Source organism: Desulfatibacillum alkenivorans DSM 16219, assembly GCF_900142135.1.
Lineage (GTDB): Bacteria > Desulfobacterota > Desulfobacteria > Desulfobacterales > Desulfatibacillaceae > Desulfatibacillum > Desulfatibacillum alkenivorans.
Genome location: NZ_FQZU01000001.1, coordinates 95,821 through 111,084, shown reverse-complemented (window position 1 = coordinate 111,084; position 15,264 = coordinate 95,821). Strand labels below are relative to the sequence as shown.

The window sequence follows — 15,264 nt, the reverse complement described above, 5'->3', positions numbered from 1 at the left end:
TTATGCCGGTTTATGAATACGTAGCCCTGGACTCCAAGGGCAAAAAGCGGACAGGCATCCTGGATGCAGACAGCCCTTCGGTCGCCCGGGCCAAACTTCGGGAGGCCGGATCCTATCCGGTGGAAATCACGGAAGCGCCCGAGGCGTCGGCCAACCAGGACGAAAAACGCTTTTCCCTGCCCTTTTTGGAAGGCAGGATTCCGTCCAAATATCTGTCCATCACCACGCGCCAGCTTTCCACCCTGGTGGGCGCGGGGCTGCCCATTGTGAGCGCCCTGGAATCTCTGATTCCCCAGTCGCCCCATCCGGCCCTGCAAAAAGTTTTGGCCCATGTAAAGGACGACATCGTGGAAGGCAAAAGCCTGGCCGACGCTTTGTCCTCCCACCCCAAGGTGTTTTCCCCCTTGTACGTGAACATGGTCCGGGCCGGCGAGGCTTCCGGCGCCATGGAAATCGTCCTGGCGCGTCTTTCCGATTTGACCGAACGCAATGAGAACACCAAGGGTAAAATCCGGGCCGCCCTGGCCTATCCCGTAATCATGGTCATCGTGGCTATTGTGGTTTTGACCGCCCTGATGGTCAAGGTGGTGCCCAGCATCGTCTCTCTCTTTGACGACGTGCAGCAGGCCCTTCCGTTGCCTACCCGGGTTTTGATAGCCGCCAGCGATTTTCTCGTCGACTATTGGGTTGTGCTTTTCGTTCTGATATTTGGCGCCGCCCTGGCTTTTCGCCAGTTCAAGAATTCCAAGCGAGGCCGCAAATGGTGGGATGCAAAATACCTGCGCATCCCCATTTTAGGCCCCTTGGCGCAAAACCTGTCTTTGGCGCGGTTCGCCAGAACCCTGGCCAGCCTTTTGACCAACGGCGTGCCTTTGGTGCCGGCCATGGGCATTGTGCAAAACGTGGTGGAAAACGTGCATATCGCCGAGGGGATTGGAGACGCCGCCGGAGAAATCGGCGAAGGCCGCGGCCTGGGGGAATCCCTGGCAGCCAAGCCCGGATTTCCGCCCATCACCATCCAGATGATGGAAGTGGGGGAGCAGAGCGGCGAGTTGGAGGCCATGCTGGAAAAAATGGCCGACATGTATGAAACGGAGACGGAGAACACCATCGACGCCCTTACCGCCAGCCTGGAGCCCATCCTCATCGTGGCCATGGCCGGCGGCGTGGGATTTATCGTTTTCTCCATATTGATGCCCATGATGGAGCTTACCACAACCTTGCGGTAAACCGCTCTTATTCCGGGCAGTTTAGCAATGAGGACAATTGAAAGATGAATAAAAGAGTGAACAAGGGCGATGCGGGCTTCACCCTTCTTGAAGTTATGGTTGTGATTGTGATTTTGGGCATGTTGTTCGCTTATGTCGGCGTGCGCGTCATGGGCGCCAGCGATCAGGCCAAGGTGGACATGGCCAAAATGCAAATCCAGACCTTTGAAACCGCCCTCAAAATGTTCAAGCTCCATAACGGCTTCTACCCTTCCACGGACCAGGGCCTGCAGGCTTTGGTGGAAAAGCCCACCACGGGCCAGGCGGCAACCCGCTACCAGCCGGGCGGATATCTCGCCAAGGGAAAAGTGCCGCTGGATCCCTGGAAAAATGAATACCTGTACAGATGCCCCGGCGAAAACGGCGACTACGACATCATTTCCCTGGGAGAAGACGGACAGATGGGGGGCGTGGATTTCGCCGCGGACATCAATTCCTGGGAGTTGGATTAAAGGCTGCATCCGCGCCGGAAGCGACGACCATGGCTGATCGGGTAAACCAAAGCACTAAAGGCCGCCAGGAGGGCTTTTCCCTCATGGAGCTCATGGCCGTGATCTCCCTGATGGGCATCCTGTTTTTTGTGATTGTGCCTCGTTTTGAAGACGCAGCCAGCGCAGGAGACATGGATGAGTTGGTCCGCCTTATGTCGGCCAACGTGGCGAAAGAGCGGGAGACCGCCCTCGCCAACCAGTCCTTAAGAAGCCTGTACATCGACTTTGAGGAGAGGACCTACGGCACGGACGGGCCTCCCCTGACCGAAGAAGAGCTCATGGAAAAGGAGCGGCAGGGAACAAAAATTTCCGAGGCCGTCACACTCCTGGACGTGGAATGGCCCGGGGGAATCCTTCAAACCGACGGGGTGGCGCAACTGCCCATCAACCAAATGGGCTACATCGCCCATGCGGCGTTGCACCTGGAAGATCAGGACGGCCCCGCCACCATGGTTTTTGAACCCTTTTTGGGCAAGGCAAGGTTTTATAAGGGATATGTGTCATTGGACGAGGAATAGGGCTGTCAATAGCCCGGCCGGATTCACCCTCTTGGAGATGATCATCTCCCTGCTTATCCTGGGAGTGGCTCTTTCCACCATATTCCGGCTCCAATCCATGTCCATTATGATGGCCGGCAACGTCCAGTTTGAAACCGTAGCCCCCATGCTCGCCCAGAAGAAGATGGCCGAATACATGATGACGGAGCCTGATGAGCTTGCATCGGACTCCGGCGATTTTGGAGACGAATACCCCAACTATTCCTGGTCGGCCACCGTTGACGAGATGGAATCCGAATACCTGGACGCCACCGGCGAAAGGCTTCGTGCTGTCGCCGTGTCCGTTACGGCGTCGGAATCCACCTATTCCTATGACATCAAGACCTACCGTTTTCTGGACCCCCAGCAATGAGAACTTCCCGGAACGTCATCCATACTCTATTTAATGACAAGGGATTCACCTTGCTGGAAGTCCTCATTGCCATGGCCTTGTTCTCCATCATCATGACCATTGTGCTGGTTTCGTTCTCCGGCGCCATGTCCAGCGCCGAGGGCGTGCAAAAATCCATCACCGTGTACGAATCCGCAAAAGGCGCCATGGACCGCATGGTCATGGATCTGGAATCGGCGCGGGTGGCTATGGCCAACACATACAACAAGCCCGCCGAAGCCGAGGACTACGATCCGTTGCGCTTTGTGGGAACCAAGGATTACACCAGCGGCTCCTCCGTATCCACTCTGCGCTTCGTGTCCCAGGCCCATGTGGACCTTACCGGGGCGGGTAAAATGGGATTGGCGGAGATCACCTACTACCTCACCCCCGATCCCTCGGACGAAACGCGCAAGGTGCTGCGGCGCCGGGATATCCTGGATTGGGAGATTTTTGGGGAAGAAGGCCGGGAGCTTGGTTCCGACCCCATCTTGTGCGAAAGGGTGCGCAACATCGAGTACCTTTTTTACGATCAGGACGGAGATACGACCGAGTCCTGGGACTCCGACTCGGAGGAGACGGAATTCGCCACCCCCATGGCCGTGGACATCATCCTGGAGTTGGAGGCCTTTGACGAAGAGGACGCGCTTCCTTTCCGGTTCGAGACCACCGTCAACCTGCCTTTCTATAGAGAGGAGCAGGAATGGTAAGGCTATTCTCAAGAATAAGGGCTTATTTCAGGCGCGATGAGGACGGAAGCCAGCGCGGAGTGGCTTTGCTTATGGTTCTCGCGGTCATCGCCCTGCTCGTCGGGGTGTCCGCGGAACTGCACCACCGGGTGCGGGCCGCCGTGTTTTCCACCGAAGCCTCGCGCCAGCGGCGCCAACTGGATTGGACGGCCCGCAGCGGCGTGGCCCTGGGCATGGCCATGCTGGTGCTGGATAAAAAAGCCAACACCATGGATTCGATCCAGGACCCGTGGGCCGACCCGAATGAAATCGCCGAAATGATGCTGGATTTTGACATATCGCCGGAATCGTTAAAGCTGGAAATCAAGGACCTGACGGGCCTGATCCAGATTAACGCCCTGGTGGCGCCGCCCAGCGGGCAAAAATTCAATGCGCCTCAGCAGGAGTTGTGGGACCGCTTTCTGCGCCCCATCGCCACCTTGTATGATGGCCTGGACCTGAACGCCACCACGGACATCATCAATTCCATGAAGGACTGGATGGATAACGGGGACGACGAAGCCATTACCGGCTTGAACGGGGCGGAATCCGACTATTACCTGTCCCTGGACCCTCCGTATTCGGCCAGAAACAGCTACTTCAACAGCGAGTCCGAACTGCTCCGCGTCAAGGGCATGACCCAGGAATTGTTTTACGGATCGGAGGAGATTCCCGGAATAGCGGAGTCCTTCACCGTATACGGAGCCGACCCGGCCAAAAAAAATCCCGTGGAGTATCCGGGGAAAATCAATATGGGCAGCGCCCCCCTGGAAGTCATCCGGGCGCTTATGCCTGTAGGCAGCGAGGATCTGGCGGAGTCCATCCTGGAATACAGGGAGGAGCGGGAGGAGGACTATTTTCTCAATCCCATCAACGACGCCAATTGGTTCTTAAACGCGCCTGGATGCGCGGACCTTGAAATCGACGCCAACCTTTTGACCAGCGTCAGCGACTATTTTGAAATAACGTGCACGGCCAAACAGCAGGAATTCGTCAAAACCGTGAAGGCGGTCGTGCTTCGGAAAAAGGCGAACAACAGCCAGGATTATATATGCGAAATTCTGGCCTGGCAAAGCCTGTGACACAGATATGGTATTTTTATAAATTATTTGTTATTAAGGGTTTTGAAACCATTTTTACCACAGGTTGGAAGGCGAAAATAGACAATGCCGGAAAATAGGCTTGGGTTGGACATACAATCTGATTCGGTGCGGGCTGTGGTCATCGGAGGCGGGCTTAAGCCCAGGGTGGCGGCCCACGCCCAGGTCGAGGTTAACGGTCAGGGCGGCCTTGCCCTGGCCTTGAATAAAGTCCTGGAAGACCTTGGCGGCCAAACAGACGTGGACAGGATTCCGTGCAGCGTTTCTTTTGGAGACGCCAACACCTCTTTCAAAAACGTCGTCATTCCCTTTTCCGAAGCTAAAAAAATCCGCCAGGTGCTGCCCTTTGAACTGGAAAGCCTCATTCCTTACAAGGTGGAGGAGGCGATTCCCGATTACCACGTAATCCGCAAAGGCGACCATACGGACTGCCTGGCCGCCGTGAACACGGCTTTTGAGGTGGGCGGCGCTCTGGAGATTATGGCCGACGCCGGGCTTAACGCGGACATCCTTGCGCCCAGCGGCGCTTCCAAGGTGTTGGGCTACCTGGCGTGGGTCCAGCCAAAGGAAGACGGCGTGTTCCTGGACGTGGAGCGCGACAGGGTCCTGCTCGGTTTGTTTTCGGGCAAGGAATTGATTCTGCTGCGCAACCTCAGGCAGAATTTCGAAGGCAATCTAAAAGCACTGGCCGGCCAGATCAACCTGACCATCAGGGCCTTTACGGAAAAGAACAACCCCGCATTCAACCCCAAAGCCATTTACTGCGCCGGAGCAGGCATGCATTGGGAAAACTTGCAGGATGCGGTTCAGGAGCAAACCGGGCTTCCCCTGAAGGAAGTCGACCTGACCCGGGACATCCAACTGCCCATGGAAGGCCGCGTGGCCGGGAACTGGGACTCCAGCGCCATGGACGGGGCTTTGGCCCTGGCTTTGTATCATCCCACGGAGAGCACCGGCTTTAACATGCGCCAGGGGCCTTTCGCCGTGCGAAGGCGTTGGGAGCAGTACAAAGGCTGGGTCATACACGTCAGTATCCTGCTTGCCGTGCTTCTGGCGGCTTTCGGCGTGCGTTATTTTGCAAAAAAAAGCGTGCAGGAAGCTAAAATAGCCAGCCTGAAAAGCCAGATTGAAGAGGTTTATCAAACCGCCATGGAAGGGCGGGCTTCCTCGGGAGATCCCCTGGCCGCCATGATGTCTGAAATGGAGGCCCTGAGTCAGGCCCCCATATTCCCGGGCGCCGAGGGCGCCAACGTCCAGGTGGTGGATGTGCTTAAAGCCATCAGCGACGGAATTCCTCCCGCGCTTAATGTGAAAATCACCAGTTTTTCCGTCAACCCGGAGCGGGTTGAAATAAACGGCGAAACCGATGCCTATGAGTCCGCCACGGAAATAAAAACCGGCCTGGAGAGGCAGCCGTTGTTCGAGGACGTCAGCCTGCAGTCCGTTACGGCGGGCAAAGATCCGGGGGTGTGGAAGTTCCGTATTAAGGCCCAGGTGCAAAAGGAGTCGGGGACCAACTCATGAACAGGCTTGGAAATAGAGAAAAATTAATCCTGGCTGCGGGAATCTTTGTGGCGTTCGCGATTCTGGTCCACGCCTTCATCATCACCCCGGCCCTGGAAGGAAGCCGGAAGAGGCAGGCGGAGCTCCGAAAGATGGAAAGCAACCTTGTATCCATCATGGAATTGGCCGAGGAATATAAAAAGGCCAAGATGAATACAAACGGCGACTGGGACAAACTGATCAACCGCAAGGACTTCTCCCTGGATAATTACCTGGGGCAGCTGGCGCGCCAGGCCGGCGTCATGGGCAAGACCAAGTACATCAAGTCCAGCAAAAAACCCATCGCCAACAGCGATTTCGTGCAAACCATCGCAGACATCAAGCTGGACGACGTAACCACGGAGGAGTTGCTCAATTACTTGCACAAGATTGAAACCTCCCCCAACTTTTTGTCCGTGCGCCGCATTACCGTCACGCGCTCCCAACGGGAGGACGATTACGGCGTCAGCGCCACTTTCCAGGTGACCACCATCGAAGCTGAGAAGGAAAAATGAAGAAGTTTTTCGGATATACAGCATATACCTTGTGCTCCCTGGTTTTCTTTTTGGCGATTTTGTTTCCCGCCGATCAAGCGGGGCGTTTCGTGGAAATGCGCCTGACCAAAGAACTCAAAAAGGACGTCTTTATCGGCGGAATCGCCCCGGCGGGGCTGACCAGCGTCCGCCTGGAACGCCCTGGCGTAAGCGACCGGACCGGGGTTCTTTTACAGGCTGAAGAGGTCGTGTTTTCGCCGTCCATCATTTCCTTGATACGCAAAAAGCCCAACGTAGACATAGCGGCATCCATCTACGGCGGAGAAGTGGACGGCAAAGTAAAGGCCTCGGATAACGCCAAGAGCGTCAGAGGCCCTTACCAAGGATTTATAGGCTTCCAGCGCATTGACCTCAGCGTTATGGATGCGGTCTCGCGCATTCCCGAACCCGGGCTGGTGACAGGTTCTTTAAGCGGCGAGTTCACCTTCTCCAACCTGACGGAAAGATGGATGGATATGGAGGGAGAGGGAGACTTTTCCATCTCCTCCGGCAATATGGTCATGTGGACCGGCATAGGCGCGGGCATGAATATCCCGTACGACGAAATCACCGCTCAAATTTCCATGAAAAACGGAAAAATTGACGTAAAGGATTTTGTGCTGAAAGGGGATTTGGTCCGGGGGCGCTTTTCCGGCGCCATTCGTCTGAACAAGGACATTGCCAGAAGCAGGGTCAACTTAAAAGGCAGCATGGAACCCACGCGGACCTTTTACGAGTCCGACCTGGGAAAAATCGCCCAAACGGTTTTCAGGAATAAAAAACCCGGCGACGCCATTCCCTTTACCGTAACCGGAACCCTGGGCGATATGCAGTTTGCCCCCAAATGAATTGGAAGCCCAAGGCAGGGCCTGGCCTGGGCAGGATGAAAACATGAAGAAATTTGCGCCAATAGCCTTGAATTTGTTAGTTATAACGCTGGTTGCATACCTGGCCGTGGACGCCTTTTATCAGGTGGCGGAGTCCAAAGTCGGCGCAATGCCCGTGGTTTTGACGGAGGTTAGCCCCCAAGCCTCCCAGACGCCCCAAAAGACCTCTCCTTACAGCGAATACAAGAGGTCCGTGGTGCAAAGGGATCTGTTTCACACCATAAAACCCAAGGAGCCCGCGGTTGCGCCTCCTCCCAAACCTGTGGAGGACATTGACCTCACGTCCCTCAAACTGAGCCTTTTGGGCACCATCACAGGCCCGGAAAAATACGCCTGCGCATTTATTGAAGACGCCAAGGCGAGATCTTCCGATTTGTACCGGATCGGCGACGACGTACAGGGAGCGCAGCTTCGGCAGATCATGCGCGGCAAGGTGGTTTTGCACGTAAACGGCCGGGACGAGCTTCTTGTCATGGACGACGACGAGAAAAAGGCTCGCAGAAGAGGGCCCTCCAGCGGGCCCGCCCCGGTCCGGGACTCTTCGGGCCGCGATTTTAAAGTGGGCAAGGAGCAGATTAACAACGCCCTGCAGAATATCAATCAATTAATGACCCAGATCAACGTCCGGCCTGTATTTGAAGACGGCAAGCCGGCGGGGCTTATGCTCAGGCGAATCAAGCCCAATTCCATCTTCAAGGAAATGGGGCTGGAAGACGGAGACGTCATCCAGGGAATCAACGATAGGGAAATTCAGGATACGGAAGACATCTTGTCTTTATATCAGAGTCTTAAAAATGCGGAAGAGGTCTCCCTGCAGATCAAGCGCGGCGGAAACCCCACAAGTTTGAATTACAGCTTTGAATAAAACCGGCGGCAAGGTCCATGTATTACGAACATTTCGGCCTTAAAGAAAATCCGTTTCACACCACGCCCGATCCCCGCTATTTGTATTTAAGCCGGGGGCACCAGGAGGCCATGGACCACCTTGTGTACGGCATCACGCAACGCAAGGGGTTTGTGATGATCACCGGCGGCGTGGGCACGGGCAAGACCACCTTGCTGAGATCGCTGCTGTCGGATTTGGACCAGAACGTCAAAACGGCGCTTGTCATCAATCCGTTTTTAACGGCGGATGACCTGCTGCCCACCATTTGCGACGAGTTCGGCATTGACGCGCCTGAAACCCGGGGAAAAAAGGGATACCTGGACGCCATCAATGCTTTTTTGCTGGATAGCTTCTCCTCCGGGCGAAACGTGGTTTTGCTTTTGGACGAAGCGCAAAACCTCTCCCGGGACGTCCTGGAGCAGGTGCGCATCCTTTCCAACCTGGAAACGGATAAGGAAAAACTTTTGCAAATCGTGCTGGTGGGCCAGGAGGAGCTGGTGCATGTGCTGAGCATGAACGAATTGCGCCAGCTAAATGAGCGCATCGTGGTTCGATACAGCCTGGACGCCCTGGATTTTGAGGATGTAAAAGCGTACATTCAGCATCGCATGATGGTGGCCGGCTGCAAAGGCCGCATTCCGTTCACCAACGGCGCGTATAAGGCCTTATACGCTTCGTGCCGGGGCATTCCCCGCCGAATCAACGCGGTTTGCGACCGGTCCTTGCTGGCTGCGTATTCGCGCAATTTAAAGCAGATTGACAAAGACCTCATTTTGCAAGCGGCAAAGGAAGTCACGGGGCATACGCCCGCCGCCATGCCGGAAAAAAAGGCTTCCTGGGCATACGTGTCGCTCATGGCTGTTTTTGCGGCCGCCGCCGTGCTGGGAGTCGCCTACGGATTCTGGCAGGGCCAGAATAATACAGCCGAAGTTCAACCAGAGGCTCAAACCCAGGTCGCCGCCCCCGCGCCCCCAACCGTGGAGGCGCCCAAAGCACTGGAGGCCCCGGCGCCTCAGGCGCCGAAAGCGCCCCGGCTCGCCGCTCCCGGGACCGCCGCCCCTCCGGCGGCGCCGGCCGAACCTGTTGTGGAGAGCCCGGCTGAACCGGAGTCCATGGCCGTTACGGAAGCCTTGGCGCCTGTTGCTGAGCCGAAAGAAAATAAAGAGGCCCCCCCGCCCGCCCAAGAAGCGCCCATGGTCGAGGCTTCAGAGCCTGAACCTCCTGCAGCGCAGCCTGTAGTTCAAATGGAAGAAAAAACCCCGGAGCCGGAGCCCGTCCGGACGGTTGGCGCCTGGGCTTTGGATACGGAAACCAGCCTTGCGAAATTGTTCAGCCTGTATGAGTCCAACGCCGGAATCAAGGCGCTGTACGGGGATGAGCAGGCGGGAATTGTCTCCTTTCGAGCCCGGGCCGAGGTCGTCAAGTTTTTCCAAAGGCCTTTCCGCGCCAGTCTCAAAGGCTTGGAAGACTCCCAGGGCGGGCACGCCGTGGTGGTGGGTTCTTTCTCCGGCGGCTTTGTGGTGTCGGACGCGGCGGGGAATCCGGTGGAGGTTTCCCTGGATGATTTTGAAAAGCGTTTTTCCGGCGGCCTCGTGTGGCTGATTCCGGAAAAATTATGGATAAACAGGATTGGCCTGGGCGACAAAGGCCCCTTGGTCAACTGGATACAGGACGTGCTGATTCACGGGGGATACAGCCTGAGCAAGGACGGAGTTTACGGTCCCAGGACATCCCAAGCGATCAAAAGTTTTCAAACGGATTTTGGCATTCGGGCTGACGGGGTGGCTGGGCCCACCACCATTGGCCTGATGTATCAGCTGGCACAACATTTACCGGAATTGTCTGACTAAATGAGTACTATACACAGCGCACTTGAAAAAGCTCAAAAAGAGCAGGACGCCCGAAAAGGGCCGTTTCCCGGAAGCGGCGGGCCCCAAGAAGGGCCGGGCCGGGGCAAAGGCAAACGCCTTATTTGGATCGTGGTTGGAGTTGTTCTCATTTTTCTGGTCGGATACTCGGGATTCCTGATCGCCGGCCGTCTTCACGGACCGGACTCCGGCAAGATGCGGGCTGATGCAACTCCCCCGGTGAAGAATGAAGTCCAGGCTCCGGAAGAAGAAATGGAAGACGACTTTTTGCAGGAGCAGGAAAAGCAGTTCGAATTGGAGGAGCAAGAGGAAGCGCCTGCAAATATTCTGGACCGAAACGGGCGCCCTTATTCAGGAAGCCAAAGGCCGGTCAGAGGCCAACTGGTGGCCAGGGCGGAAGAGCAGCCGAAGACGGAAGCGGCCAAGGAAACCGAAGCCAGGGCCAGGGCGCTGGTGGAATCTCAGGCTCTGTGGTCGGAAAACCAGGAGCCCTTTGCACCCAAGCGGCGCAGGCCGGAGGGTATGGAGGAAGGACGCAGGCCCAGATACCGGCGCGAAAACGCCTGGACCATGGCCAAGGAGAATGAACGGTTCGCCTCCTTGCCGGGTTTCGACAAGATGGAATTTAAAAATACTCCCCGCCGGAGGGGAAGTTTTCAAGAGGACAACTTGCGGGAAGAGCCCGTTGAGCCGGCCGCCCCTGTAGAGCCTGAAGTGAATGAAGATCCTCCGGCCATTGTGGCGTCCCGGTGGTATTCCAAGGGCCTGGACAGCCAAATGCTGGGAAGGATGGACGAAGCGCGGGCTTATTACACCAGAAGTTTGATAGAAGATCCCACCTATGCCCCCAGCTTGAATAACAGGGCTGTCATAGACATGGAAAACGGCCGAATGGAGGAAGCCAAAGACGGCTTCATCCAGGCCATGACCGCCGACTCGGCCTATGTGGACCCCTGCTACAACCTGGCGTGTCTGTACGCCCGTGAGGGCGCCCTGCAAGAGGCCGTCAAGTATTTGAAAATGGCTGTGAACATGGATAAGGCTGTCCTGGACTGGGCCGAAGAAGATCAAGACCTGGCTGTCCTCAAGGATATGGACGAGTTTAAAGAGGTAATGAATGATTAAGGCGACTCACAAGAGGCGAATGATGACTCACATGGCGAAATCCCTGCGCTTTATGCTGGCGCTCCTCGCAGTTGCGATCCTGCTGGGGACGAACGTCCAGGCCGCCCGGGTGACGGGTGCAGACTCTTCCAACGGCGTGGAAGAAGTCCTCGAGCCCTCCGATTCCGGGGTCGACCAGGAAGAGGAAGGCCTGATCCAGATTGACTTCGAGGATGCCGAGATTGCGGAATTCGTAAAATACATCAGCGAAGTAACCGGGCATAACTTTGTTCTGGACAGCAAGGTGCGGGGCAAAATCACCATCATGTCGCCCAAAAAAGTCACGCCCGATGAAGCCTATCAGGTGTTCCTGTCCGTACTGGAAGTATACGGATACGCCACGGTTCAGGTGGGCTCTCTCACCAAGGTCGTTCCTGCGCCCGACGCCAAGACGAAAAACCCGGAAACCCGGCTTTTCAATCATCGCATTTCCGAGACCGACAAAGTGGTCACCCAATTGATTTCCATGGACTACGCCCAGGTGGAGGACGTGGTCAAGCTGTTTCAGCCCATGGTTTCCAAGGGCAGCCTGCTGGTGGCTTACAGCCCCACCAACACTTTGATTGTCACGGACGTGGAATCCAACATCCAGCGTCTTGTCAAAATTCTTAACGCCATTGACGTCCACGGCGTTGGAGAAGAACTGACTGTCGTTCCGCTCCATCACGCCGGGGCGGCCGAAATGGCCAAGCTGGCCACCACGCTGTTTGAAAGCAAAGGCGACACTGCCCGGCGCCCCCGCGTCAGAACCAAGTCAAAAAATGCACAGACCGTGGCGGACTCCGGGGACGTGGTTAAAATCGTGGCGGACGAACGCACCAACAGCCTGATTATCCTGGCCTCCAAAGACGATACCGAGGCCATCCTCTCCTTTGTTGATTTGCTGGATAAAGAGCAGCCCACAGGCGAAGGCAAAATTCAGGTGGTTTATCTGCAAAACGCCACGGCCGAAGAGGTGGTGAAGGTGCTCCAGGCTCTGCCCGGCAAGCAGACCGACACCAAGAACAAAGCCGAAGCTCCGGTGGTTTCCAAGGATGTGCAGATCTCTGCGGATAAGGCGACGAACAGCATCATCATCGTGGCGGATAAAGAGGACTTCAAGGTTCTTAAGGACGTGATCGAAAAACTGGATATTCCCAGGTCCATGGTTTATATCGAAGCCCTGATCATGGAAGTCTCCACGGACAAGGCCTTTGAACTGGGCGTGGAATGGCGTCTGGGCGACAACTTTGAGGTCAACGGCGATCAGGCGGTGGGCTGGGCCGGATCGGGCGGCGCAGGAAGCGAAGGCGCTTATACGCTCTTTCCCACTACGGCGGAAATCGCTTCCGGCGTGGCTGGCTTTCCCACGGCCTTTTCCATGGGCGTGATCGGCGAGAACATCAAAATCGGCGACATTTACTTTCCCACCCTGGGCGCCGTCATGCGGGCCTATAAAAACGACTCGGACGTCCACATTCTGTCCGCGCCCCACATTCTGGCCACGAACAACGAAGAATCTGAAATCTACGTTGGCAAAAACGTGCCTTACGTCACCCGCCAGGACACATCCAGCTCCAGCGTGGACTACACAAGCTACGAATACCGCGACGTGGGCGTCACCCTGAAAATCACCCCCCAGATCAGCCAGGAGCGTTTGGTCAGGCTGGACGTGTTTCAGGAAGTCACCCGGCTTATTGAGACGGCCGGAACCACCACCCAGCCCACCACTTATAAACGCAAGGCCGACACCACGGTTATCGTCAAGGACGGAAACACCATCGTCATCGGCGGCCTGATAGACGAAAGCACCGAGGGCGGCACTTATAAGGTGCCTTGTCTGGGCGATATCCCCTGGCTGGGTTGGGCCTTTAGAAGCAAGACCGAAAAGCGGGAAAAAACCAATTTGTACGTCTTCCTCACTCCCCGGATTATCCAGACGCCCACCGAGGCCAAGGAAATATCCGATAAGAAGATCGAATCCATCAAGGAAGTGGAGAAAAACGTCATTGAATTGTATAAGCGCAAGCCGGAACAGGTTATCAATGTAGAGGATTACCTGCCCAATTCTCCCGAGAAGGTAGACGAATTTCAGGAACCGGCAGAGGAGGAGACGCCCGAATAATGCTTCCGTCACTGGACGAAATACTGGTCAGAGACCACGGGCTGCCGCCGGAGGCTTTGGAAGATGCAAGGCGGGTTTCCGCGGAAAAAGGCGTCTCCCTGGGCGACGTCCTGGCCCAAAAGAACCTGTTGCAGGAAAACGCCTGGCTTCAGGCCGTGGGTGAATATTACGGCCTGGAGGTGTGGAACGAACTGCCCCTGGACGCGGGGCCGGCCGACTATACCCAGCAAACGCCCATCCAGTTTTTGAAAAAGCACAAAATGGTTCCCCTGTTTTTGGCCGAAGAGTCCGAAGAGGAACAAGAACCGGATTCGGACGAGGAACGGGCGCGGCAGGTATTTGTGGCCGTGGCCGATCCTTCGGACTTCGATGCGGTGGACGACCTGGCCGCCCTTTTGAACACGGGGCCTGTCACCACGATCCTGGCGCCCAGCGCCGCGATTACCTCGGCCATCAACATGGCATACGACATGGCGCGGGACAGCGCCGAGCAGTTGGTTGCGGACATGGAGGAAGGCGCGGACTCCATTATTTCGGAGATCGAAAAAACCGCCGACCTTTTGGAGGAGACCAGCGACGCCCCCATCATCAAACTGGTGAACCACATCCTGTCCCAGGCGGTCAAGGCCAGGGCCAGCGATATCCATATCGAGCCTTATCAGACCATCCTCAAGGTGCGGTATCGCGTGGACGGCGTGCTGTATGATCTCATCAAGCCGCCCAAACGCATTCAATCGGCTTTGGTTTCCCGCATCAAGGTTATGGCCAAGCTGAACATCGCTGAAAAGCGGCTGCCCCAGGACGGCAGGATCGAAATCCGCATCGGCGACCGCAACGTGGACATCCGCGTTTCCACCATCCCCACCACATTCGGGGAGCGCATCGTCTTGCGTTTGTTGGACAAATCCACGACCATCCTGAAACTGACGGACGTGGGCTTCACCGGCGAACAGTTGAGAATCATCCATAGCCTGATCCATCAGCCCCACGGCATTATCCTGGTTACGGGCCCCACGGGCAGCGGCAAGACCACCAGCCTTTATGCGGTCCTTTCCACCATCAACACCGAAGACATCAATATCATCACCATTGAAGATCCGGTGGAATACCAGATTTCGGGCATCGGCCAGATTCAGGTCAATCCGAAAATCGACCTGACCTTCGCCCGCGGGCTCAGGTCTATTGTGCGTCAGGACCCGGACGTCATACTGGTGGGTGAAATCCGCGATATGGAAACCGCGGAAATCGCCGTGCAATCCTCCCTGACAGGCCACTTGGTTTTCTCCACCCTGCATACCAACGACTCGGCAAGCGCCATCACCCGTTTGATCGACATGAACGTGGAGCCTTTTCTCATTTCATCGTCGGTCCTGGCGGTCATGGCCCAACGCCTGGTGCGCGTGCTCTGCCCTCATTGCAAGGAGCCCCACACGCCGGACGAGGCCTCCATGGCTTTCTTAAAAATGACGCCCGAGGATTTGGCGCACGGCCAGATATTCAAGCCCGTGGGCTGTCCCGAATGCCTCCAGACCGGCTACCACGGCCGAAAGGGCATCTTTGAAATCATGCTAATGGACCAGGACATCAAGTCCCTGCTATTAAGCACGTCAGACGCCAACACCATCAAGGCCAAGGCCGTGGAAAACGGCATGATCACCTTACGGCAGGACGGCGTCAATAAAGTGCTGGCGGGCGTAACCTCCATCGAAGAAGTCTTCCGGGTGACTCAACAGTGATAGGCGCGGCGTACAAGGGATTGCCAAGGG

14 protein-coding genes are annotated in these 15,264 nt (G+C 56.3%); all 14 read left to right on the top strand.

From position 1 onward, the window contains the following. Positions 1–2: 2 nt before the first annotated feature. Positions 3–1,229, top strand: a complete 1,227-nt coding sequence (gene gspF, locus BUE18_RS00470) for a type II secretion system inner membrane protein GspF (RefSeq protein WP_073471827.1) — start codon at positions 3–5, stop codon at positions 1,227–1,229. Between the two features lie 44 nt (positions 1,230–1,273). Further along, positions 1,274–1,720 (top strand): type II secretion system major pseudopilin GspG, encoded by a 447-nt coding sequence (gene gspG, locus BUE18_RS00465; protein ID WP_073471825.1) that lies wholly within the window; start codon positions 1,274–1,276, stop codon positions 1,718–1,720. 29 nt (positions 1,721–1,749) lie between these two features. Continuing rightward, positions 1,750–2,277 carry a pilus assembly FimT family protein gene (locus tag BUE18_RS00460; RefSeq protein WP_073471823.1) on the top strand — a complete coding sequence of 176 codons (528 nt, stop codon included), beginning with the start codon at positions 1,750–1,752 and terminating at the stop codon, positions 2,275–2,277. Beyond that, positions 2,168–2,668 carry a prepilin-type N-terminal cleavage/methylation domain-containing protein gene (locus BUE18_RS00455; RefSeq protein ID WP_083610672.1) on the top strand — a complete coding sequence of 167 codons (501 nt, stop codon included), beginning with the start codon at positions 2,168–2,170 and terminating at the stop codon, positions 2,666–2,668. The genes BUE18_RS00460 and BUE18_RS00455 overlap by 110 nt, the downstream gene beginning before the upstream one ends. Continuing rightward, positions 2,665–3,396, top strand: coding sequence for a PulJ/GspJ family protein (locus BUE18_RS00450; protein WP_073471820.1), 732 nt, complete (start codon positions 2,665–2,667; stop codon positions 3,394–3,396). The genes BUE18_RS00455 and BUE18_RS00450 overlap by 4 nt, the downstream gene beginning before the upstream one ends. Beyond that, positions 3,390–4,496: a type II secretion system minor pseudopilin GspK gene (gene gspK / locus BUE18_RS00445; RefSeq protein WP_073471818.1), complete on the top strand. Its 1,107-nt coding sequence runs from the start codon at positions 3,390–3,392 to the stop codon at positions 4,494–4,496. Before BUE18_RS00450 ends, gspK begins: the two co-directional genes overlap by 7 nt. A gap of 84 nt (positions 4,497–4,580) precedes the next feature. Then, a complete protein-coding gene (locus BUE18_RS00440) occupies positions 4,581–6,038 on the top strand; it encodes a PilN domain-containing protein (protein ID WP_073471816.1) in 1,458 nt (485 codons plus the stop codon). Beyond that, a complete protein-coding gene (gspM, locus tag BUE18_RS00435) occupies positions 6,035–6,571 on the top strand; it encodes a type II secretion system protein GspM (protein ID WP_015949857.1) in 537 nt (178 codons plus the stop codon). Before BUE18_RS00440 ends, gspM begins: the two co-directional genes overlap by 4 nt. Beyond that, on the top strand, positions 6,568–7,437 hold the full coding sequence (gene gspN / locus BUE18_RS00430) for a type II secretion system protein GspN (RefSeq protein ID WP_073471814.1): 870 nt from the start codon (positions 6,568–6,570) through the stop codon (positions 7,435–7,437). Before gspM ends, gspN begins: the two co-directional genes overlap by 4 nt. A gap of 43 nt (positions 7,438–7,480) precedes the next feature. Continuing rightward, entirely contained in the window at positions 7,481–8,341 is an 861-nt protein-coding gene (gene gspC, locus BUE18_RS00425; RefSeq protein ID WP_139264564.1) for a type II secretion system protein GspC, read from the top strand. 17 nt (positions 8,342–8,358) lie between these two features. Continuing rightward, complete coding sequence (locus BUE18_RS00420; protein WP_073471811.1) at positions 8,359–10,212, top strand: ExeA family protein; 1,854 nt, start codon at positions 8,359–8,361, stop codon at positions 10,210–10,212. Further along, the gene (locus tag BUE18_RS00415; protein WP_073471809.1) at positions 10,213–11,355 is read left to right on the top strand and encodes a tetratricopeptide repeat protein; all 1,143 of its coding nucleotides are present in this window, start codon (positions 10,213–10,215) and stop codon (positions 11,353–11,355) included. It begins immediately after the preceding gene. A 31-nt stretch (positions 11,356–11,386) separates the two neighbouring features. Beyond that, positions 11,387–13,498 carry a type II secretion system secretin GspD gene (gene gspD, locus BUE18_RS00410; protein ID WP_244549253.1) on the top strand — a complete coding sequence of 704 codons (2,112 nt, stop codon included), beginning with the start codon at positions 11,387–11,389 and terminating at the stop codon, positions 13,496–13,498. Further along, complete coding sequence (gspE, locus tag BUE18_RS00405) at positions 13,498–15,234, top strand: type II secretion system ATPase GspE (protein ID WP_073471806.1); 1,737 nt, start codon at positions 13,498–13,500, stop codon at positions 15,232–15,234. The genes gspD and gspE overlap by 1 nt, the downstream gene beginning before the upstream one ends. Positions 15,235–15,264 lie beyond the last annotated feature (30 nt).